General features: G+C 59.7%; 21 protein-coding genes. 11 read left to right on the top strand and 10 right to left on the bottom strand.

Annotation, left to right across the window (positions count from 1 at the left end; genetic code table 11):
- Positions 1–25: 25 nt before the first annotated feature.
- Positions 26–928 (top strand): alpha/beta hydrolase, encoded by a 903-nt coding sequence (locus tag AC54AF_RS06040; protein WP_496635793.1) that lies wholly within the window; start codon positions 26–28, stop codon positions 926–928.
- A gap of 38 nt (positions 929–966) precedes the next feature.
- Here the strand turns inward: AC54AF_RS06040 and AC54AF_RS06035 are convergent, their stop codons facing one another.
- A complete protein-coding gene (locus AC54AF_RS06035) occupies positions 967–1,911 on the bottom strand; it encodes a LysR family transcriptional regulator (RefSeq protein ID WP_496635792.1) in 945 nt (314 codons plus the stop codon).
- A gap of 115 nt (positions 1,912–2,026) precedes the next feature.
- Here AC54AF_RS06035 and AC54AF_RS06030 point away from each other — a divergent pair, with 115 nt between their 5' ends.
- Positions 2,027–2,644, top strand: coding sequence for an FMN-dependent NADH-azoreductase (locus AC54AF_RS06030; RefSeq protein WP_496635791.1), 618 nt, complete (start codon positions 2,027–2,029; stop codon positions 2,642–2,644).
- Between the two features lie 152 nt (positions 2,645–2,796).
- Here AC54AF_RS06030 and AC54AF_RS06025 read toward each other — a convergent pair whose 3' ends face one another.
- Complete coding sequence (locus AC54AF_RS06025) at positions 2,797–2,982, bottom strand: hypothetical protein (protein ID WP_496635790.1); 186 nt, start codon at positions 2,980–2,982, stop codon at positions 2,797–2,799.
- On the opposite strand from AC54AF_RS06025, the gene AC54AF_RS06020 reads away from it, so the two are divergent.
- Positions 2,981–4,078, top strand: a complete 1,098-nt coding sequence (locus AC54AF_RS06020) for a serine hydrolase domain-containing protein (RefSeq protein WP_496635789.1) — start codon at positions 2,981–2,983, stop codon at positions 4,076–4,078. The genes AC54AF_RS06025 and AC54AF_RS06020 overlap by 2 nt on opposite strands.
- Positions 4,079–4,168: 90 nt before the next feature.
- Here the strand turns inward: AC54AF_RS06020 and AC54AF_RS06015 are convergent, their stop codons facing one another.
- The 3 genes from AC54AF_RS06015 to AC54AF_RS06005 all read right to left on the bottom strand — a co-directional run bounded on the left by AC54AF_RS06015 (position 4,169) and on the right by AC54AF_RS06005 (position 7,009).
- Positions 4,169–5,272, bottom strand: coding sequence for an HD-GYP domain-containing protein (locus tag AC54AF_RS06015; protein ID WP_496635788.1), 1,104 nt, complete (start codon positions 5,270–5,272; stop codon positions 4,169–4,171).
- 40 nt (positions 5,273–5,312) lie between these two features.
- Positions 5,313–6,491 carry a pyridoxal phosphate-dependent aminotransferase gene (locus AC54AF_RS06010; protein WP_496635919.1) on the bottom strand — a complete coding sequence of 393 codons (1,179 nt, stop codon included), beginning with the start codon at positions 6,489–6,491 and terminating at the stop codon, positions 5,313–5,315.
- A gap of 83 nt (positions 6,492–6,574) precedes the next feature.
- Positions 6,575–7,009 (bottom strand): putative toxin-antitoxin system toxin component, PIN family, encoded by a 435-nt coding sequence (locus AC54AF_RS06005; protein WP_131689493.1) that lies wholly within the window; start codon positions 7,007–7,009, stop codon positions 6,575–6,577.
- A gap of 30 nt (positions 7,010–7,039) precedes the next feature.
- Here AC54AF_RS06005 and yaaA point away from each other — a divergent pair, with 30 nt between their 5' ends.
- Entirely contained in the window at positions 7,040–7,810 is a 771-nt protein-coding gene (yaaA, locus tag AC54AF_RS06000; RefSeq protein WP_496635787.1) for a peroxide stress protein YaaA, read from the top strand.
- Between the two features lie 37 nt (positions 7,811–7,847).
- On the opposite strand, the gene AC54AF_RS05995 is transcribed toward yaaA, so the two are convergent.
- Positions 7,848–8,651 carry an outer membrane protein assembly factor BamD gene (locus AC54AF_RS05995; RefSeq protein ID WP_034781139.1) on the bottom strand — a complete coding sequence of 268 codons (804 nt, stop codon included), beginning with the start codon at positions 8,649–8,651 and terminating at the stop codon, positions 7,848–7,850.
- Positions 8,652–8,740: 89 nt separating this feature from the next.
- Between AC54AF_RS05995 and AC54AF_RS05990 the strand changes: the two genes are divergently transcribed.
- Positions 8,741–9,766: an RluA family pseudouridine synthase gene (locus tag AC54AF_RS05990; protein WP_131689496.1), complete on the top strand. Its 1,026-nt coding sequence runs from the start codon at positions 8,741–8,743 to the stop codon at positions 9,764–9,766.
- Complete coding sequence (pgeF, locus tag AC54AF_RS05985; protein ID WP_496635786.1) at positions 9,766–10,551, top strand: peptidoglycan editing factor PgeF; 786 nt, start codon at positions 9,766–9,768, stop codon at positions 10,549–10,551. Before AC54AF_RS05990 ends, pgeF begins: the two co-directional genes overlap by 1 nt.
- A 16-nt stretch (positions 10,552–10,567) precedes the next feature.
- Here the strand turns inward: pgeF and AC54AF_RS05980 are convergent, their stop codons facing one another.
- Positions 10,568–10,780: a hypothetical protein gene (locus AC54AF_RS05980; RefSeq protein WP_327062285.1), complete on the bottom strand. Its 213-nt coding sequence runs from the start codon at positions 10,778–10,780 to the stop codon at positions 10,568–10,570.
- 126 nt (positions 10,781–10,906) lie between these two features.
- On the opposite strand from AC54AF_RS05980, the gene phaC reads away from it, so the two are divergent.
- The 3 genes from phaC to AC54AF_RS05965 all read left to right on the top strand — a co-directional run bounded on the left by phaC (position 10,907) and on the right by AC54AF_RS05965 (position 14,208).
- Positions 10,907–12,631, top strand: a complete 1,725-nt coding sequence (gene phaC, locus AC54AF_RS05975; protein WP_496635785.1) for a class I poly(R)-hydroxyalkanoic acid synthase — start codon at positions 10,907–10,909, stop codon at positions 12,629–12,631.
- 224 nt (positions 12,632–12,855) lie between these two features.
- Positions 12,856–13,419: a polyhydroxyalkanoate synthesis repressor PhaR gene (phaR, locus tag AC54AF_RS05970; protein ID WP_131689498.1), complete on the top strand. Its 564-nt coding sequence runs from the start codon at positions 12,856–12,858 to the stop codon at positions 13,417–13,419.
- Between the two features lie 198 nt (positions 13,420–13,617).
- Positions 13,618–14,208: a nucleotidyltransferase family protein gene (locus tag AC54AF_RS05965; RefSeq protein WP_176384465.1), complete on the top strand. Its 591-nt coding sequence runs from the start codon at positions 13,618–13,620 to the stop codon at positions 14,206–14,208.
- 72 nt (positions 14,209–14,280) lie between these two features.
- On the opposite strand, the gene AC54AF_RS05960 is transcribed toward AC54AF_RS05965, so the two are convergent.
- Together AC54AF_RS05960 and AC54AF_RS05955 are read right to left on the bottom strand one after the other, a co-directional pair.
- Complete coding sequence (locus tag AC54AF_RS05960) at positions 14,281–14,490, bottom strand: DUF1203 domain-containing protein (RefSeq protein ID WP_496635784.1); 210 nt, start codon at positions 14,488–14,490, stop codon at positions 14,281–14,283.
- A 40-nt stretch (positions 14,491–14,530) separates the two neighbouring features.
- The gene (locus AC54AF_RS05955) at positions 14,531–16,063 is read right to left on the bottom strand and encodes a beta propeller repeat protein (protein ID WP_496635783.1); all 1,533 of its coding nucleotides are present in this window, start codon (positions 16,061–16,063) and stop codon (positions 14,531–14,533) included.
- A 295-nt stretch (positions 16,064–16,358) separates the two neighbouring features.
- Between AC54AF_RS05955 and rimO the strand changes: the two genes are divergently transcribed.
- On the top strand, positions 16,359–17,714 hold the full coding sequence (rimO, locus tag AC54AF_RS05950; protein ID WP_170846336.1) for a 30S ribosomal protein S12 methylthiotransferase RimO: 1,356 nt from the start codon (positions 16,359–16,361) through the stop codon (positions 17,712–17,714).
- 107 nt (positions 17,715–17,821) lie between these two features.
- On the top strand, positions 17,822–18,988 hold the full coding sequence (locus AC54AF_RS05945) for a cystathionine beta-lyase (protein ID WP_496635782.1): 1,167 nt from the start codon (positions 17,822–17,824) through the stop codon (positions 18,986–18,988).
- Positions 18,989–19,025: 37 nt separating this feature from the next.
- Here the strand turns inward: AC54AF_RS05945 and AC54AF_RS05940 are convergent, their stop codons facing one another.
- On the bottom strand, positions 19,026–19,388 hold the full coding sequence (locus AC54AF_RS05940; protein WP_496635781.1) for a DUF4870 family protein: 363 nt from the start codon (positions 19,386–19,388) through the stop codon (positions 19,026–19,028).
- Positions 19,389–19,401: the final 13 nt, after the last annotated feature.

The raw sequence follows: 19,401 nt of genomic DNA, 5'->3' as shown, positions 1-19,401 counted from the left end.
TTTTACCTTAATGAAAGAAATCAGCTTGAAGCCTCTCAATCTGCTCATCGTCCTTTGCTGCCTGGCAGGCAGCGCACCGGCCGCCCCCGCCAGCGCCCCTGCCAGCTACGTTCTTGAGAACACGGAAGTGCGCGACATCCGCGCACAAGCCTTGAAGCGCGACTATCAGCTGTATGTCGCCTTGCCCGATTCCTATCGGCAGGGCAATAAGCGCTATCCGGTGCTATTCGTCACCGACGCCAATTATGCGTTTCCCGTCGTGCGCAATATCGCGCAGCGCCTGAACAAGCATGCGGGGATGGAAGAGGTCATCGTGGTCGGCTTGTCGTACGCGAATGGCGACGGCGGGGTGTACAGCCGCCGCCGCGACTACACGCCCACCACGCCGCGCAAGCATGACTACCGCTCGGACATGCCGGGGCGGCAACCGGCGTTCGGCGAAGCGAAGGCGTATGGCCAGTTCATCTCGGGCGAGGTGTTTCCCTTTATTTCGCAACAGTATCGCGTGAACATGCAGCGCAAGGTGTTCATCGGCCATTCGTACGGCAGCCTGCTGGGTCTGCAATTTTTGCTGACGGAACCGCGCACCTTCGAGCATTACATCCTCGGCAGCCCGTCGCTGTGGTACGACGCCGGCGTCATGTTCGACCGCGAGCAGGCCTATGCGGCCAGCCACAAGGACTTGCCGGCCTCCGTGTTCTTCGGCATCGGCGGCCTGGAAAAGCTGGCGGCGGGCAAGAAGCGTTCGCGTTTGGAGAAAGAGGCCGACATGCTGGCCGACGTGCGCGAGTTTGACGGGAAGTTGAAATCGCGCAAGTTCCCCGGCTTGAAAACCCGTTTGCGCGTCTTCGAGGATGAAGATCACGCGAGCGTGTTTCCCTTTGTGCTGACGCATGGATTGCGGGCGTACCTGAAGTCGTCAAACTGACGGTGCCAGCGGCCAGGAGCGGTCGTCGAACGAGCGCCTCACGACAGACGCCGTGTGAGGTCGTCCAGCAACCATCGCCCGGCAGGTCCGGGCGTGCGGCTGCGCTGATGCGCCGCATAAATCGTCAACCCCTCGCGGGGCGTCGGATCGTGCTCGATTTGCAGCGCCACCAGGCTCCCGCCGGCAATCAATCGGGACACGAGATGGTCGGGCATGCGGCACCATCCGAAACCGCCGAGCAGGAAGTCCATTCGCCGTCCCAGATCCACGAAGCGCCAAAGTTTCCCACTTGCCAGCCCAAAGTTTTCGCTGCCCGGATTGACGGGGTCCGACAGCACGAGTTGGACATACGGCTCCAGATCGGTCTGCGTCGCCGGACGTCCCAGGGAAGCAAGTGGATGCCCCGACGCCACCACAGCCTGCATGCCCACGCGCAGCAGCGGATAGGCGGCAATGTCGTCCGGAATGGAAGGGAGCAGCAGGCAGATGCCGATGGCGGCAGGGTCGCTTCGCAGGCGTCGCAATGAACCGCCCAGACCTTCCGTCGAAAAGCTGACGGGCAGATTGGGAAACTCCCGGCTCAGCGCGGACAGGCTTTCGATCAATGGCGCCGTCGGTACCAGGGGATCGATCGCAATGACCAGTTCCGGTTCCAGACCCGAGCGCGCACCCATGGCCACTCCCTCGAAGCGGGCAGCGCTGGCCAGGACCAGTCGCGCCTGCTCCACCAGAACCCTGCCAGTCTCGGTCAGGCTCGGACGGTGCCCACTGCGGTCAAACAGCAATATGCCTTGCACATCCTCGAGCGTTGCTATGGCCTGGCTGATGGCCGATTGCACACGGCCAAGTCGTCGACCGGCGGCAGAAAAGCTTCCCGTGTCGGCGATCGTTACCAGGACGCGCAACTGATCAAGCGTCAGACTTCCAATCAAAATAGCTTCTCCATGAGGCATTCCATCATAATTATCGATGGATCTCATCATATTTTAATCTCTATCGGGAATAAATTCGCGGCGATATATTGTAGGCACATCAACAGCCTGATCGACAAGCTCGCTTCAGGCGTTTCCCCGCAGTGCTATTTTCAAGGATGATTGTATGACTAAGCTATTGGTAATCGAGACCAGCCCTCGTGGCGCACACTCCATATCGCGCAACATGACGCGCCGTTTCGTGCAGGACTGGCGTGCCGCGCATCCGGGTGGCGAGGTGATCGAACGCGACCTCATGGATGCCGGGCTGCAGTTTGTCAACGCCGCCTGGCTGCAAGCCTACTTCACCCCGGCGGAACAGCATACCCCCGCGATGGCGGACGAGTTACAGCTGTCGAACGAACTGGTTGCGGAATTGCTCGCCGCCGATCACATTGTCATTGCAACACCGGTCTATAACTATAATGTTCCGGCGGTCCTCAAGGCATGGATCGACCATGTGGTGCGCAAGGGATTGACGCTGGGCTTCGATGGACGCGGCCTGGTGACTGGCAAGAAGGCAACCGTCTTGATCGCATCGGGCGGCGTCTATACGGAGGGTTCGCCGATCCGGAATCGCGACATCGCCAGCCAATATTTGCGCCTTGTGCTTGGCGTGATGGGTATCAGCGACGTGACCTTCGTTGCCGGTGGCGGGGCCAAGGCGGTCGACCTGGGCGAGGAAAGCATGGAACGCTTTGTGAAAAAGCTCGGCGCGGATATCGGACGCGCTGCCGGAGTTTGATGCGTCGATGAAGCCGGCCGTCAATGGCCGGGACGCCGTCGTTGTCATTGGCAGGCTGCTGGCGTCGCTCAAGGCATTCGCGGACGGCGCGATCGCGCAGGCGACGGTGACTCAGGTGATCTCAGTACGCTTTCGCTGGCCCGGGTTCTCATTCACTGATAGGCTATACATGCGAGGCGGTCAACATGCCAATTCACAGGAATGCGCATGAGGAAAAATCGCGCAGCGGTATTGGCTGCTTGCTGACGCCAATTTGCGGCTTGCATCCACGTGGAAACGCCCGAATCTGCATTGCCCAGCGCTTCCTTGCAAATAAACCAACCAATAATATCTCCCATGAAAACTTCTGATGCTGGCGGAAAAATGGTTTCATCGCTAAAGATATGTGCGCTCTCTATTTTATGGATGGTTTCCACGTTCGCGCATGCCTGGGCTGGTGATAATTCATCCGTGGAAAAGATAGACGATTACGCCGCCAAGATCGACAGCCTGGTACAGGAAACAAGTCCAAGAAGTTTCAATGGCGTCATTCTTATCACGCAACATGGGAAAACGAAGTATTCAAAAGCCTATGGCTATGCGGATGTTGAAAATAAAATACCCTTGAAGCTGGACGATAATTTCAGGATCATGTCGAACAGCAAGCAGATCACTGCTGTATTGATTTTGAGGGAAGTTGAAAAAGGCAAGATCGATTTGCACAGTCCCGTCAGGCGATACTTGCCCGATTTGCCGCAGGCTTGGGCCGATACAGTGACCGTGCATCAGCTGCTCAACTTTTCGGCAGGAATAACCGAAATTGACGAGCCGCTCAGCTTCAAGCCCGGGACGGACTTTTTATATGGTGTGACAACCTACTCAATGCTGGGCAGGATTTTTGAAAAAGTCAGCGGCAAAAAATTTATCGTGGCTGCAAATGATTTGTTCCAGGAACTGGGAATGCACAACAGCTTTTGCTATGAGGAAAATAAAGACAATAATGTCATCAAGGGATATGTCAATTCCAATAATGTTTTCACGTTGAGGGAGCATCCCGCTCAGAGGACAGGCTGGGTTGACTTCATTCCGGCAGGAGGAATCGTTTCAAACGCAATAGATTTGAATATCTGGGATGAAAAACTTCATCAGGGGAAGATTTTAAGGCCGGAAACCTACAAGCTGATGACGAGCTATGATATATCCAGCCAGCATGTCGCCTTCGGCGATGAAAAACATGGCTATGGCTATGGTGTGTACGTGAGCGACAAGACGCCAGTTAAATACATAGGCCACTCCGGAAAGGGGCTGGGGTTTGCCTCAATTAAAATGTATTTTCCGGAAAAAGCCGTCGATGTGGTTGTGCTGGAAAATCAGTATAGCGAAGAGAGTAGTCTTCATTACTATTTTGAAATAAAAATACGAGAGATAGTGACGAATAGCAATCTACTGAGATAACAGGGGCTGTCTCGCCCCCCCCTTGCGCGAGGTGGTGGCCATGAACTTGCCATCACGGCCGGCCACGCCTTCACCGGCGGTCCATCAGCGCTACAGGCGCGCCTCATCGCCCCACACATTGCGCATGCTGAAATGCACGCCAGCATCGTCTTCATGCAGCGACGAGACGATGGCGAACTGGCTGTCTGCCGTGTCGCGCGGCAGCATCTGCGCCAGTTCGGCGGCGGCCAGCGGTGCGCCCAGCGAGTCGCTGAGCGGATGCACGTGGCTGGCGCCCCGTTGCGTCACCACCCCCAGTTCGCCGCTGCGCAGGCGCACGAGGGTGCCAGGCGGATATTTGCCCAGCAGATTGACGAACTGTTCGCCCAGCAGAGGGTCGATGGGCACGCCCTGGTCGAGGAAGATATGTTGCAGCGCCTGGTCAGGCACGATGGAGCGGCGGTAGTTGCGCGCGGAAACGCGGGCGCAATAGCGGTCGGCCAGGCCGATCAGCTTGGCGTTTTGCAGGATTTCATCGGCCGTGCGCCCTTGCGGGTAGCCGCTGCCATCGTCGTTTTCATGGTGCAAGAGCACGCAGCTCAGCCATTCCTCGTCGTCGACGCCGGCGCAGCGCAGCAATTCCGCGCTTTCCTGCGGATGCTGGCGCACGATGCGCATTTCGTCGTCATTCAGGGGGCCGCGCCGGTCCTGGAAGCTGTCGTGGTGGCGCAGCATGCCCACGTTCATCGTCAGCGTGGCGGCGCCGATCAGCAGCAATTCATCGTGGGACTTGTGCATGCTGCGGCCCACCAGCATGGCCAGCAAGGCTGTTTCGATGCAGTGGCGCACGGCATAGCTGCCGGCGATCTGGTTGAGCAGGATGCTGGCCAGGGCGATGTCGGCATTGTGTTCGAGCGCGCGCAGTAGTTCGCGGGCGATGTCGCGCACGTCGCGCTCGGCATTGTTTTCGCTGCGCAAGGCCAGCAGCAGCCGTTCCAGGCGCCGCGCCGCCTGGTTCAGCATGCGCAGGACGGACGGCTGCTCGGGCGCGCCCACGTACAGGCCCAGCTGCATCAGCCGCCCCAGCTGTGCGCCATCCGTGATGATCTGCCCCTTGCGCAGTTGCGGGCCGGCACTATGATCAGCCAGAAACAAATCCCAGGGCAGGGGTTCTCCGGGAACCAGGTCGGCCGGGCCGATGCGACGCTGTACCATGCTGTCATCCTTTGCTGCGCCGAAGCGGCGCCGTGCTCGGTTATATGCTGCGCAGGCGCTCCAGCGCCAGGCGCAAGGTTTCGTCTTGCTTGGCAAAGCAGAAGCGCACGATGCTTGACTCCTTGCCCTGCGCGTAAAACGCGGACACGGGAATGGCGGCCACCTTGATTTCCGTCGTCAGCCATTCGGCGAACTGCGCTTCGGTCTCTTGCGAAATGGCATCGTAGCGCACGCACTGGAAATACGTGCCGTCGGCCGGCAGCAGGCTGAAGCGGCTGCCCGCCAGGCCATCGCGGAACAGGTCGCGCTTGCGCTGGTAAAACGCGGGCAAGTCCAGGCAGGGCTGCGGGTTCGCCATGTAGCCGGCCAGGCCGTGCTGCATCGGCGTGTTGACGCTAAATACATTGTACTGGTGCACCTTGCGAAATTCCGCCGTCAGGGCAGCCGGGGCCGCCACATAGCCGACTTTCCAGCCCGTCACGTGATATGTCTTGCCGAAGCTGGAAACGATGAAGCTGCGCGCCGCCAGTTCCGGATTGCGCGAAAGCGACGCGTGCGGCACGCCGTCGTAGACCATGTGCTCGTAGACCTCGTCGGAGAGGATGAGGATTTGCGTGCCGCGCACGATGTCGGCCAGCGCAGCCACGTCGGCCGGGCGCAAGATCGTGCCCGTCGGATTGTGCGGCGTGTTGATGATGATCAGGCGTGTCCTGGGGCTGACGGCGGCGGCCAGCTTGTCCCACGGCACGCTGTAGCCCTGTTCACTCACTTGCATGGCTACCAGCACGGGCACGCCGCCGGCCAGGGCGATGGCGGGCAGATAGCTGTCGTAGGCCGGTTCGATGACGATGACTTCGTCGCCCGGATGCACGCAGCACAAGATCGCCGTGGTGAGCGCCTGCGTGGCGCCGGCCGTGACGGTGATTTCCGTGCCTGCATCATAGTTGTGGCCGTACAGGCTGGCGATCTTGGCGGCGATGGCCTCGCGCAAGGGCGCGGCGCCCGTCATCATCGGATACTGGTTGTGGCCGGCGCGCATGGCGTCGCTGACCAGATCGACCAGCGCCGGGTCGCAATCGAAATCGGGAAAGCCCTGGCCCAGGTTGACGGCGCCATGCTGGGCCGCCAGGCTGGACATGCGGGTAAACACGGTGGTGCCGACGAGAGGCAAGCGGGTGGACAGGGTGGGAGTCGTGCAGGGCAGGGACGGGCTGTTCATGAACGGTAGGGGCGCGGTGCGGAAAGTGGAATCGTGTCCCATTCTAGCGCAGCGCGCCCCGTTGCGTGTGGGGCTTTGGCGGCTCAGCCTGGCAATGTCCAGCCTTCCGGCACCATGATCTTGAACATGCCGGCCTTGGCCGTCTTGCGGGCCAGTTTCAGCAGGGCCTTGTCCTTGGTGATGAGGATGTCGGCGTTGGCGTCGCGCGCCAGTTCGAGGAATTTCTGGTCATCCTTGTCCGTGCAGACGGGCAGGCGCACGCCGGACACGGGCGGCGCCACGACGCTGATGTGCGCGTCGAAGCGGGCGGCGGCGACCAGACGGCTGGCTTCATCGAGCGGCAGATGCTTGTAGTGCAAGACGACCAGATACTCCGCGCGGCAATCTTCGCGCGTGATGGCGTGCACGGCGCCGCTTTCCATGGCCGCCAGCAGGCCCGCCCAGCGTGGGTCGTTGAAGACGAACAGGTCGAGGCAGACGTTGGTGTCGAGGACGAGTTTTTGTGGAGCAGGTATCATGTCGGCAATTCTATTCTGTAGTGATAATTTATGTTGATCGTGCTTTCGCCCGCCAAGAGTCTCGACCTGGAGACGCCGCCAACAACCTCGTTGCACAGCACCCCCGATTTTCTCGACCATTCTGCCCAGCTCATCGAGCGCATGCGCCAGTTTTCACCGGCCGAAGTGGGCAGCCTGATGGGTATTTCCGACGCCTTGTCGGCCCTCAACGTGGCCCGCTACGCGTCCTGGACGCCGCAGCTGGACGACGCGCGCCAGGCCATCATGGCGTTCAATGGCGACGTGTATGCCGGGTTCGAGGCGCGCAGCCTGCAGCCGGCCCAGCTCGACTATGCCCAGTCGCGCGTGCGCATCCTGTCGGGCCTGTACGGCTTGCTGCGCCCGCTGGACCTGATCCACCCGCACCGCCTGGAAATGGGCACGCGCCTGTCGACCACGCGCGGCAAGGATTTGTATGCGTTCTGGGGCGACACCATCACCAACGGCCTGAACCGTACAGCACAGGAGCAGGGCGCCAAGGTGCTGGTCAATCTTGCTTCCGAAGAATATTTTAAATCCGTCAAGCCGCGCCAGCTGGACGTGCCCGTCATCGCGCCCGTGTTCGAGGACTGGAAGAACGGCAAGTATAAAATCATCTCGTTCTACGCCAAGCGCGCGCGCGGCATGCTGGCCCGCTACGCGGCGGTCAACCATATCCGCGATCCGCAGCAGCTGAAACAGTTCGACGTCGATGGCTACGGTTTCGTGCCGGAAGCGTCGAACGATACGAGCTGGGTGTTCCGGCGCAAGGTTGGCGAATAAGTAAAAAAACCGGGCTAGCCCGGTTTTTTATTGCAGCTTACTGCCAGAATTTCCACCACTTGCGTTCCTTGTTCACCCCTTCCGGACTGAGGAAGGCCGTGTTCGGGTAGTTCTTGGTCAGCACGCGCAAGGCATCGTCGCGCAAGTCGGTCAAGCCCAGCTTGTCATACGAGCGGTACATGATGAACAGCGCTTCTTCGATGGCCGGCGAGGCACGGAAGTCGCTGACCGTCGTTTGCGCGCGGTTGGCGGCGGCCAGGTAGGCGCCGCGGCGGAAGTAATAGCGCGCCACGTGCACTTCGTATTTCGCCATGGCATCGATCAAATAGTTCATGCGGGCCAGCGAATCGGGCGCATATTTGCTATTTGGGAACTTGTCGACAAGTTGCTTGAAGGCCGCAAACGCTTCGCGCGTGGCTTTCGGATCGCGCTCGGTCGGATCTTGCTCGTACAGGAAGTTCAGGAAACTGATCTGGTCATTAAAGCTGATCAGGCCACGCAAGTAGTACATATAGTCTACATTGGCGTGGTTCGGATGCAACTTGATGAAGCGTTCGACGGCAGCCAGTGCCTGCGCCTGGTCTCCCGACTTATAATACGCGTAAGCGATCTCCATCTGCGCTTGCAGAGCATAGTTGCCGAAAGGATAGTTAGCCTCCAGCTTCTGGAACAGGCCGATTGCAGCTTCATAGTGCTGCCCGGCCATTTCTTCACGCGCCTCCGAGTATAATTTCGTAACGGACCAGTTTTTGGTCTCATCCACTTTTTCAGGCAACAAGCTGCAAGCGGACATGCCGAGCAGAACGACTGAAGCGACTACCAACGATAATTTTTTTTGCATGACGTTTTGCAAGAAGGTTTTAACCAAGATTTTACAATAGGCTGATTATAGCCGATGGGAATGCTGTGATATTAACTCCGAAGCCTAATTTGGCTGACCCCGCGTTTGACTCCCTTTCTGACCATGCTGCCGAAGAGGCGTTTGACGGCGATTTTACCGCCGACGACGTCTTCGAGGAAATGGCCCCGATTACATTGGAACTGACGCCGGACGCCTGCGGCCACCGCCTCGATAAAGTCATCGCCCAGCTGGTGCCGCAATACTCGCGCAGCCGCCTGCAATTGTGGCTGGAAGCCGGTTTCGTGACCGTCGATGGAAAAGTTGCCAAACGCAACATGACCGCCTATGGCGACGAGAAGATCGTCATTCTGCCGCAAAGCGCGCCGGAAGACGAGGCTTTTAAGCCGGAAGCGATGGAATTGAACATCGTGCACGAAGATGAGCATATCATCGTGATCAACAAACCGGCCGGACTGGTCGTGCATCCGGGCCCCGGCAACTGGTCGGGCACCTTGCTCAACGGCTTGCTGCACCACTGTCCGCAGCTGGCCGGCGTGCCGCGCGCCGGCATCGTGCACCGCCTGGACAAGGATACGAGCGGCCTGATGGTCGTCGGCAAGACCCTCGCCTCGCAAACGGACCTGGTGCGCCAGTTGCAGGCGCGCACCGTCAAGCGCGAATATTTCGCGCTCGTGTGGGGCACGCCGAAAATGGCGGGCACCATCGATGCGTCCATCGCGCGCCACCCGCGCGACCGCGTCAAGATGGCCGTCTCGGAAAACTTTACGGCCAAGCCTGCGATCACGCACTATGAATTGATCGGCAGCGGCGAACTCGACCGCCGTCCCGTGAGCCTGATGCAATGCCGTCTGGAAACAGGCCGCACGCACCAGATCCGCGTGCACATGCAGCATCTGGGCTTCGCGCTGGTCGGCGATTCCGTGTACGGCAAGCAGCACCTGGTGTCCGTCTTTTCGCGCCAGGCGCTGCAGGCGCGCCGCCTGGGCCTCGTGCATCCGGGTACCCTGGAAGCGTGCGAGTGGATCGTGCCGCTGGCCGACGATTTCGCGCAACTGATCGCCACGGCCGGCATTCCCGAGCCGGAACAGGTCTGATGACCTCACCGTTGCCTTGCCTGATACCCCATTGGCCCGGCCTGCCCGCGAACGTGGGTGCGCTGGCGACCGTGCGCGCGGGCGGCGTCAGCCAGGGGCCATATGGTGACGGGCAGGGCGGCGGTGGCTTGAATCTCGGCACGCACGTGGGCGACGCGGCCGCGCAGGTGGCCGCCAACCGCGCGCGGCTGGCGGGCGCCTTGCCATCCGAGCCTGCCTGGCTGTCGCAGGTGCATGGCGTGACGGTGGCCGATGCCGGCAAGCTGGACGGCTGCGTGCCCGACGCCGATGCCAGCGTGGCAATGCAGCCTGGCGCTGTGTGCGTGGTGATGACGGCCGATTGCCTGCCTGTGCTGTTCTGTTCGACGGATGGGCTGGTCGTCGGCGCGGCCCATGCGGGCTGGCGCGGCCTGGCCAACGGCGTCTTGCAGCGCACGGTGGCCAGCATGCGTGCCCAGGGCGCGACGGACATCCTTGCCTGGCTGGGACCGGCCATCGGTCCGCAGCAATTCGAAGTGGGGCAGGACGTGCTGCAAGCGTTCCGCGACGGCGCGCGCGACGATGCCGAGCGGCAAGTGCTCAGCGCTTCCTTCGTCGCCATCGATGGCAAGCCGGGCAAGTACCTGGCCGACATCTATGCGCTGGCGCGCACCATGCTGCTGCGCGACGGCGTGGCGCAAGTGGCAGGCGGGGAATATTGCACCGTCAGCGACGCAGCGCAGTTTTACTCGTACCGGCGCGATGGTGTCACGGGAAGACAGGCCAGCTTGATCTGGCGCAAATAATTTGCACGGCAGACACTTATGTGTCTGCCGTTTTTGTTTTATCGTCTGCTGAGGCAAGAGCGCGCGCTTTTAGCTCAGCCTTGCGTTTGCGTCGCCGCGAGCCCGTCAGATAGAATAGGATGGACAGCGGGATGACGCAGTACAGCACGAAGGTCATCACCCCGGCGACGATGGATGGTTCCGTCAGCGCCATGAGGCCGACGACATAGATCCAGGCAACAGCGGTCATGAGCATCATTGGTATTGGCAGTCAGTAAGAGTTTGCATGCAGGTGGCCCGGAAGTAATTACTTATTTTTTGACTACGTTTTAATTCTTGAATGGACTTACATTTTATGAATATGCCCGATCCTCAAATGATGACCAAGGAATGGATGGCGCAGATCAGCAATCCTGAGCAGTGGAAGACGTGGTTCAACATGGTACCGCAGCCCCAGGGCAATCCGATTGCCGGCATTTTGCAGGATGCGGGCGCCAGCATCAAGCCGGAAGCGATCGAGCAACTCAAGAATGCCTACGTGGCCAAGCTGACGGGCTTGTGGGCCGATTTCATGGCCGGCAAGGTGCCGGAGCTGAAAGACCGCCGCTTTGCCGCGCCAGCCTGGCACGCCAGCCCCCTGTCGGCCTTCAATGCGGCAGCTTACCTGCTGAACGCGGAGTTCCTCAGCGCCATGGCCGATGCCGTGGAAGCGACGCCGCACCAGAAGCAAAAGATTGCGTTTGCCGTACAGCAAATCGTCGACGCCATGTCGCCCGCCAACTTTCTCGCCACCAATCCCGACGCCCAGCAAACCCTGATCGAGACCAAGGGCGAAAGCCTGGCCAAGGGCTTGAGCAACATGCTGGTCGACATGGGCAAGGGCCGCATCTCGCAATCCGACGAAGCGGCCTTCGAAGTGGGGCGCAACGTGGCTACCACGCCAGGCACGGTGGTGTTCGAGAACGCGCTGTTCCAACTGATCCAGTACACGCCGACGACGGCCACGGTACACCAGCGTCCCCTGCTGATGGTGCCGCCATGCATCAATAAATTCTATATCCTTGACTTGCAGCCGGAAAACTCGCTCGTGCGCTATGCGGTGGAGCAGGGCAATACCGTATTCCTCATGTCCTGGCGCAATCCGGACCTGAGCATGCAGCACCTGACGTGGGACGACTACGTGGAGCAAGGCGTGATCGAGGCCATCCAGGTGACGCAGGAGATTTCCGGCCAGGACAAGCTGAACATGTTCGGCTTTTGCGTGGGCGGCACCATCGTCTCGACGGCGCTGGCCGTGCTCAAGGCGCGGGGCGAGAATCCGGCCGCCAGCCTGACCCTGTTGACCACCTTCCTCGATTTTTGCGACGCGGGCGCGCTCGACGTCTTTATTGACGAGCCGCAAGTGGCGCTGCGCGAGCAGAGCCTGGCCAAGGGGGGGCTGATGACGGGGCGCGACCTGGGCAGCACTTTCTCCAGCCTGCGGCCAAACGACCTCGTGTGGAACTACGTGCAGTCGAACTACCTGAAGGGCAAGGAGCCGCCCGCGTTCGACTTGCTGTACTGGAATGGCGACGGCACAGGCTTGCCAGGCCCCATGTTCTGCTGGTATCTGCGCAACACTTACCTGGAAAACAGCCTGAAAGTGCCGGGCAAGCTGACGGTGGCCGGTGAGCAGGTCGACCTGGGCAGCATCGACGCGCCCGCTTTCATCTACGGTTCGCGCGAAGACCATATCGTGCCCTGGGGAGCAGCCTATGCCAGCACGGCCTTGCTGAACCCGAAAAAGCCGAAAGCCAACCGTTTTATCCTCGGTGCCTCGGGCCACATCGCCGGCGTGATCAATCCAGCCTCGAAGAAAAAGCGCAGCTACTGGAGCAATGACGCAGGTAAAGGCGCGCGCACGGCGAAAGCCAAGCCCTTGAGCGCCGAGCAATGGATGGAGGGCGCGACTGAGCACGTGGGCAGCTGGTGGCCCGAATGGGCGGCCTTCCTGGCCGAACACGGCGGCGCGCAGGTGAAGGCGCCAGGCAAGCCTGGCAACAAGCGCCACGCGGCAATCGAAGCGGCGCCGGGGCGGTATGTTAAAGTCAGGGTGGATTAAGTCACAAAGCGTTTTGCCTGACAGGGCCGGCGTAATCTCCGGTCTTGTCAGGAATCTACTTTTAGTTGCGTTGCAATAAATGCGGGAATCTACTACCCTGATGTGCAATGGAGCCGTTTTCCACTCTATAATGGAAAAAGTAGGCAGGTGCGAAAGCGGACCCACGTTCGCTTTTTTTTCGGATTAACTCAGTATGCGCTGCGGCGCAATAAGTGGAACTTGTGATGAGTAGTGCAAAAAAAAGTATAGACCGCCTGATTAAAAAATATCCCAACCGCCGTCTGTATGACACGCAAACCAGTTCCTACATCACCTTGACGGACGTCAAGCAGCTGGTGTTGGACAATGAGGTGTTTTCCGTCGTCGATGCCAAATCCAATGAAGATTTGACGCGCAGCATCTTGCTGCAAATCATTTTGGAAGAGGAAGCGAATGGCGCGCCCATGTTCTCGAGCAGCGTGTTGTCGCAGATCATCCGCTACTATGGCCACGCCATGCAGGGCATGATGGGATCCTACCTGGAAAAGAACGTGCAAGCGTTCACCGATATCCAGCATAAATTCACGGGCACGTCGGCTGGCAGTTTCGAAGGCAAGCCATTCAGCCCTGAAATGTGGACCCAGTTCATGAACGTCCAGGGCCCGATGATGCAAGGCATGATGAACAACTACATCGACCAGAGCAAGAGCCTGTTCGTGCAGATGCAGGAGCAGATGCAGAGCCAGAGCAAGAATCTGTTCGGCACGTTCCCGTTTGTTCCGCCGGTACCGCCGACGGACAAAAAATAAGCTGATCCGGTTTTTACGTCGCACAACGGCACAGGAGTTCCTGTGCCGTTGTGCATTCAGGCGCCATATCGCCTCGGTGTGCCGGGTTTTGATCGGAGCATGGTGCAACCATTTTTCCTTGATGGGCAGACGCTGTCCGGCAAGGATGACATCGCAGCGTTCGTTTGATATGCAACTGCAGGTCCACGAGGAGTATATATGGCGCTGCTTGAGCAATTGCAGGCAATGATTGCAGCCGATAATGAGCGTATGCATGTCCTTCGTCTTGTCAGGGAACTTGATCTGCCCGATTGCTGGGTTGCTGCGGGATTTGTGCGATGCTGTGTCTGGGATCATTTGCACCAACGTTCGCCTTCGCCTCTGCCTCACGATATCGACGTCATCTGGTACGACCCAAGCAAGGCGACACAGGCGCATGACGCCATGCTTGAGTCGAGTTTAAGAGCACGGGACGGCACGCTGGGCTGGTCGGTAAAGAATCAGGCGCGTATGCATGAACGCAATGCGGACCTGCCTTACCTGACCGCTTCCGATGCCATGAGATACTGGCCGGAAACCGCCACTGCCGTGGGTGTGCGACTCAATGACCTTGCAGACATCGATATAGCGGCTCCTTTCGGCCTGCATGATCTTTTCGATCTGGTGGTCCGGCCGACAGAGCGATTTCTGACAGCGAAGCAATCGGTCTACGCAGGCCGCGTGCGTGGCAAGAATTGGCAAGGTACCTGGCCCAAGCTACGTATTGAATTCCCAGGTGCTGCTTCCTGCCGTGCTTTGGAACCGGACTGAGCAAGCTCATAGCCTGCATTTGATGATAAGCGATGCTGGAGCCTGAGAATCGCACATGCAATCCATTGCTACCTATGCCCGGTCAACCCGGACAGCGTAGCAAACGCGTCTGGCATTGTGGACGTGGATATAGCTGACTTCCTGATTGCCAAAGATCTGCTCAATCAGGGTTTCAATCGACGTGCCTTCCACCACATATTCAGGCGCGTCCGCCATCCGGCTCTTGCTCTGCAAGTCGATCCAGGCAGACGGCACGGATGCCGCCTGGTAGTCATCGTTCACATCGGGTGGGCATGGCATTGTCGACTGACGGTCAGAACTTTCACTTCATGCTTTCGGCAGTCCAGCTTTTACCGCCGTCGTTCGATATTTCAAATTGCGCCGGCACGCTCCAGCGCATTATTTTTCCCAGAATCGCACCCGATTTAAGCGGGGTCAACTCGCGTGATTTCGGTTTGGCATCCACCAGTGTCCACGTTTTGCCCATGTCGCTACTGGCATGTAAGGTCGTATCGCTCATCAGACTGCTTTCAAAACGCAGCAGGGTGCCATCGGTACGCTGAACCAGCGGAATGTGGCTAGCGGTGACCTCTTGCCAGGTTTGACCTTGATTCACTGAAACGAAAGCATCTCTGGAGGTGATCGCAAATGGCCCGTAACCTTGTGTTATGAGGCTCCACATGCCGCTGCCGCTGATGCGCATCGCATCCACACGGCGATCGGGCATTGCCCGCTCTGACCAATGGCCACTGGCGTAGTCGTAGAGGTGCAGCGTTCCTTTCGTCGACGTGTAGGCAAAGCCTGTGCCGATATCGCGCAGCCAGAACCAGGTGTCCTGGTTCAGGAGCCACTTCCCCAGCTTCTCACTGCGTACCTGATTCCACTCGCCGCGCTCGAGACGGGCGGAATGATAAATCGTGACTTCATTGTTACGCTGGACGGCGACATACCAGCCAGCGTCCATATTGCCAGCCAGTCCGACCAGATTGCCATAGGGAAGGTTGCCAGTGTCAATCGGTTCAAGCTTGTTCTGTCCCGGCGAATGGCGCAGCAGGGTGCCGAACTCGCCGAAGGCCAGCAAGTCTGCATCCGGCATTTGCACCGGCTGCACGCAGTTCAGCGTCTCTATTTTGTCGCTGGCCAGTTGTTTCCATGTTCCCTCAGGGCTGCGCCACAGCACTGTGCCCATGCGGGTTGCGGCCGCCACGCTGCCGTCTGGTAGCTCCGTCACGCATTCGGCGCCGGTGGGGCGGGCCATGGCGACTTCCTCAGCGCGATCCGTATCACTGCGCGATCCGGACCAGCTGACTGTCTTTTCGGGTGCAAACAGCTTCAGGTGCTCGGGAGAATAGCGTTCGAGCAGGGTGCGGTTGTCTCGCACCCGCACGCTGCGGCCGACCAGTACACGCTCGCCATAAAGAGGAGTGACGATCAGGCGGCCCAGATCGACCGGCTTGCCTTCCTCCACAGTAAATAAGCCCAGGCCGCTGCCCATTTTGATGTAGCGGTTTGATTTGCCGGCGTCGGCCAGTTGACTGAAGTAGTATTTCCCCGGTGGCAGGGTCCCCATGAAAAGAGTCGTGTCGCGCGCCATATCCTTGGCAACCTGGTTCAGGATATATTGCTGCAGGACCAGGCTGGATACTGCGTCTCCGCTACTCAGGCGGCCCAAGGTGATCTGGCCCAATCCGTTCACCGCATCAGTGTTGGCAGTAATGCTGACAGTAACGGCTGTACCTTCGGAGGGCACGCCGACGCTGAGAGGGCGCTGCACATGCGTTGTGACACAGCCACCGAGCATCAGCGCAGAGACGGCTCCTGCAAAAACGTTGGCAACGAAATTTTTGATGAACATTTTATTTCCACAGTGCAATAAAATCTTATTATAGCGAGACTGTGTATGAAATAACAAGTATATTAGTCAAGTATGGGCTGCAGCCAGATATGGAATGCGTGAAAGAATATGCTCAGGGCAGGTCGCCCGTGGCTCCCACCGTTGCATATCCCGCAGCAAAACCAGACCGCCACTGACAGCTAAGGGCGGCTCGGGGTACAATAGCCGATTCGCCTCACCATTTTACTAGCTGCCAACTATGTCTGAAATTCACCGTATTCCCGTTCCTTCCGCCCGGCCCGAGGCCATGCTGGCCATGCCAGGTGCGGCGCCGAAAGTGGGCTTTGTCTCGCTCGGCTGCCCGAAAGCGCTAGTCGACTCCGAACAAATCCTGACCCAACTGCGCGCCGAAGGCTACGAAACGGCGAAATCCTACGCTGGCGCCGATCTGGTGATCGTCAATACCTGCGGTTTTATCGATGCTGCCGTGCAAGAGTCGCTCGACGCCATCGGCGAAGCGCTGGCCGAAAACGGCAAAGTCATCGTCACCGGTTGTCTGGGCGCCAAGAAAGATGCTGCCGGCGACGACATCATCATGAAGGTGCACCCGAAAGTGCTGTCCGTCACGGGCCCGCACGCGCTGGCCGAAGTGATGGATTCCGTCCACTTCCACCTGCCGAAACCGCATGCGCCGTTCCTCGACCTGGTGCCGCCGCAAGGCGTCAAGCTGACGCCGAAGCACTATGCCTACCTGAAAATTTCCGAAGGCTGCAACCACCGCTGCAGCTTCTGCATCATCCCGTCCATGCGCGGCGACCTCGTCTCGCGCCCGATCGGCGAACTGATGATCGAAGCGGAAAACCTGTTCAAGGCCGGCGTCAAGGAATTGCTGGTCATTTCGCAAGATACCTCGGCGTATGGCGTGGACGTGAAATTCCGCTCCGGCTTCTGGAATGGCCGTCCCGTGAAAACCCACATGACGCAGCTGACGGAAGCGCTGGGCGAACTGGCCAAGTCCTACGGCGCCTGGGTGCGCTTGCACTACGTGTATCCATACCCGCACGTGGACCAGATCATCCCGATGATGAGCGGCGGCCACATCTTGCCTTACCTCGACATTCCGATGCAGCATGCGCATCCTGACGTGCTCAAACGCATGAAGCGTCCGGCCAGCGGCGAGAAAAACCTCGACCGCATCCAGGCCTGGCGCGCCATAAACCCGGACCTGACCATCCGCTCGACCTTTATCGCCGGTTTCCCAGGCGAAACGGAAGCGGAATTCGAGTACCTGCTCGACTTCCTCAAGGAAGCGCAGATCGACCGCCTCGGCTGCTTCGCCTATTCGCCTGTCGAAGGCGCGACGGCCAACGCCATCGCCAACCCCGTGCCGGAAGAGCTGCGCGAAGAGCGCCGCGGCCGCGTGATGCTGCTGCAGGAAGAAATCTCGAAAAAACGCCTGCAAGCCAAGGTCGGCAAGACCGTGCGCGTACTGATCGATGAAGTCACCCGCTCCGGCGGCGTGGGCCGCTCGTCCGCCGACGCGCCGGAAATCGACGGCGTCGTCTACGTCAAGCCGCCATTCGAACCGCATCGCAAGCTGGCCGTGGGCCAGTTTGTCGACGTGACGATTACTTCCGCTGACGCGCACGACCTGTGGGGCGCGGCCGAGTAAGCAGGTGTAACAACAGTACGGCAGGCAAGGGCATAAGCCCTTACAATCAAGGCGGACCGGCAATTGCTGGCCCGCCTTTTTATTTGCCCACGCACTTTGCCGACGCCATGACCACTATCAAATCTCCGCAAACCGCGCTGATCCACAGCGATTACCAGGCGCCGCAGGGCTTTGCCGCCTTTCCGAACGCCATCCATCACGCGTCGACCGTGCTGTTCAAGGACGTGGCGGCCATGCGCTCGGGCGACTGGAAAGAGAAGAACGCCTATACCTACGGCTTGCACGGCACGCCCACCACGTTCACCCTGGAAGCGCGCCTGGCCGAGATCGAAGGGGGAAAATATTGCCTGCTGGCGCCGTCGGGCCTGGCGGCCATCGCCATGGCGGACTTTGCCCTGCTGAAGACGGGCGATGATGTCTTGCTGCCGGAAAACATCTACAACCCGAACCGCGAACTGGGACGCTGGCTGGCGCAGGATTTCGGCATCACGGCCCGCTATTACGATCCGCTCATCGGCGCCGGCATCGCCGCCCTGATCCAGGAGAATACCAAGTTGATCTGGACGGAAGCGCCCGGCTCCGTGACCATGGAAGTGCCGGACTTGCCCGCCATCTGCGCGGCGGCCCATGCGCGCGGCGTGCTGGTGGCTTTGGATAACACCTGGTCGGCCGGCCTGGCCCTGCGCGGTTTTGACCTGGGCGTGGACATCATCATGCAGGCGCTGACGAAATACCAGTCGGGTGGCTCGGACGTGCTGATGGGGGCGCTGATCACGCGCGAGCGGGCGCTGCACGAGCGCCTGGCGCAGGCGCACATGCGTCTGGGCATGGGAGTGGGCGCGGACGACGCCTATCTGGTGCTGCGCGGCTTGCCCACCATGAAGCTGCGCTTCGACGCCCACGATGCGGGCGCGCGCGCGGTGGCCGCCTGGCTCAAGAGCCGGCCGGAAATCGCCACCGTGCTGCATCCGGCTTTCGCCGATTGCCCGGGTCACGCCATCTGGCAGCGCGATTTCACGGGTGCGGGCGGCCTGTTTTCCGTGCTGTTCGACGCCCGCTACACGGAGGCGCAGACGGACCGTTTCGTCGATGCCTTGCAGTTTTTCAAGATAGGCTACAGCTGGGGCGGTGCGAACAGCCTGGTGATGCCGTACCGTATCGCCGCCATGCGCAAGGGTTGGCAATTGCCGGGCCAGCTGGTGCGGCTGAATGTGGGACTGGAAGATCCGCAGGATCTGATCGCCGATATCGAACGGGCGTTCGCGGCGCTGTAGCGGCAGTGGGCAAGCACGTGGGCTTGCCCACAAGTCATTACATGGGCACGGGCTTGTTGTTGTTCAGGTCGAGGAAGCCGCGCAGCAAGCGGTAAGCTTTCCACAGCCAGGCCACGCCCCACACGAGGAGCGCCAGCGGAATGCCGATCAGCGTGACCCACAGGATGGCGCCGACGACGATCCAGGCCACATACCACCAGAAGGAACGGATCATCCAGCTGTGATGGCTATACACGAAGGTCCCGGCCGCCTCGTCCCGCTTCACATAATTGATGATGAGCGGAATGAAGGAAAACGCGCCCAGCGAAAACACAAAGCTGGCGCCATGTATCAGGTACAACCACCAGGCCAGGTTCTTGGTCTGCTGAAGTTGGGTATCCAAAACAATATCTTGTGACATGAAAGCTCCCGTC

The sequence above is a fragment of the Janthinobacterium sp. JF4 genome, from assembly GCF_059617925.1.
The sequence above is the reverse complement of the archived record's forward strand: the minus strand, read 5'-3'. Positions and strand labels throughout refer to the sequence as shown.

What these genes read in the sequence shown, in the direction of transcription:
- AC54AF_RS05965 (WP_176384465.1), top strand. Translation starts at nt 13,618, where the DNA reads ATGGCGCTGCTTGAGCAATTGCAGGCAATGATTGCAGCCGATAATGAG.
- rimO (WP_170846336.1), top strand. Translation starts at nt 16,359, where the DNA reads ATGCCAGGTGCGGCGCCGAAAGTGGGCTTTGTCTCGCTCGGCTGCCCG.
- AC54AF_RS06005 (WP_131689493.1), bottom strand. Translation starts at nt 7,009, where the DNA reads ATGATACCTGCTCCACAAAAACTCGTCCTCGACACCAACGTCTGCCTC.
- AC54AF_RS06030 (WP_496635791.1), top strand. Translation starts at nt 2,027, where the DNA reads ATGACTAAGCTATTGGTAATCGAGACCAGCCCTCGTGGCGCACACTCC.
- AC54AF_RS06020 (WP_496635789.1), top strand. Translation starts at nt 2,981, where the DNA reads ATGAAAACTTCTGATGCTGGCGGAAAAATGGTTTCATCGCTAAAGATA.
- phaC (WP_496635785.1), top strand. Translation starts at nt 10,907, where the DNA reads ATGATGACCAAGGAATGGATGGCGCAGATCAGCAATCCTGAGCAGTGG.
- AC54AF_RS06035 (WP_496635792.1), bottom strand. Translation starts at nt 1,911, where the DNA reads ATGATGAGATCCATCGATAATTATGATGGAATGCCTCATGGAGAAGCT.
- AC54AF_RS06025 (WP_496635790.1), bottom strand. Translation starts at nt 2,982, where the DNA reads ATGGGAGATATTATTGGTTGGTTTATTTGCAAGGAAGCGCTGGGCAAT.
- AC54AF_RS06015 (WP_496635788.1), bottom strand. Translation starts at nt 5,272, where the DNA reads ATGGTACAGCGTCGCATCGGCCCGGCCGACCTGGTTCCCGGAGAACCC.
- phaR (WP_131689498.1), top strand. Translation starts at nt 12,856, where the DNA reads ATGAGTAGTGCAAAAAAAAGTATAGACCGCCTGATTAAAAAATATCCC.
- AC54AF_RS06010 (WP_496635919.1), bottom strand. Translation starts at nt 6,491, where the DNA reads ATGAACAGCCCGTCCCTGCCCTGCACGACTCCCACCCTGTCCACCCGC.
- AC54AF_RS05995 (WP_034781139.1), bottom strand. Translation starts at nt 8,651, where the DNA reads ATGCAAAAAAAATTATCGTTGGTAGTCGCTTCAGTCGTTCTGCTCGGC.
- AC54AF_RS05980 (WP_327062285.1), bottom strand. Translation starts at nt 10,780, where the DNA reads ATGACCGCTGTTGCCTGGATCTATGTCGTCGGCCTCATGGCGCTGACG.
- AC54AF_RS05940 (WP_496635781.1), bottom strand. Translation starts at nt 19,388, where the DNA reads ATGTCACAAGATATTGTTTTGGATACCCAACTTCAGCAGACCAAGAAC.
- yaaA (WP_496635787.1), top strand. Translation starts at nt 7,040, where the DNA reads ATGTTGATCGTGCTTTCGCCCGCCAAGAGTCTCGACCTGGAGACGCCG.
- AC54AF_RS05955 (WP_496635783.1), bottom strand. Translation starts at nt 16,063, where the DNA reads ATGTTCATCAAAAATTTCGTTGCCAACGTTTTTGCAGGAGCCGTCTCT.
- pgeF (WP_496635786.1), top strand. Translation starts at nt 9,766, where the DNA reads ATGACCTCACCGTTGCCTTGCCTGATACCCCATTGGCCCGGCCTGCCC.
- AC54AF_RS05945 (WP_496635782.1), top strand. Translation starts at nt 17,822, where the DNA reads ATGACCACTATCAAATCTCCGCAAACCGCGCTGATCCACAGCGATTAC.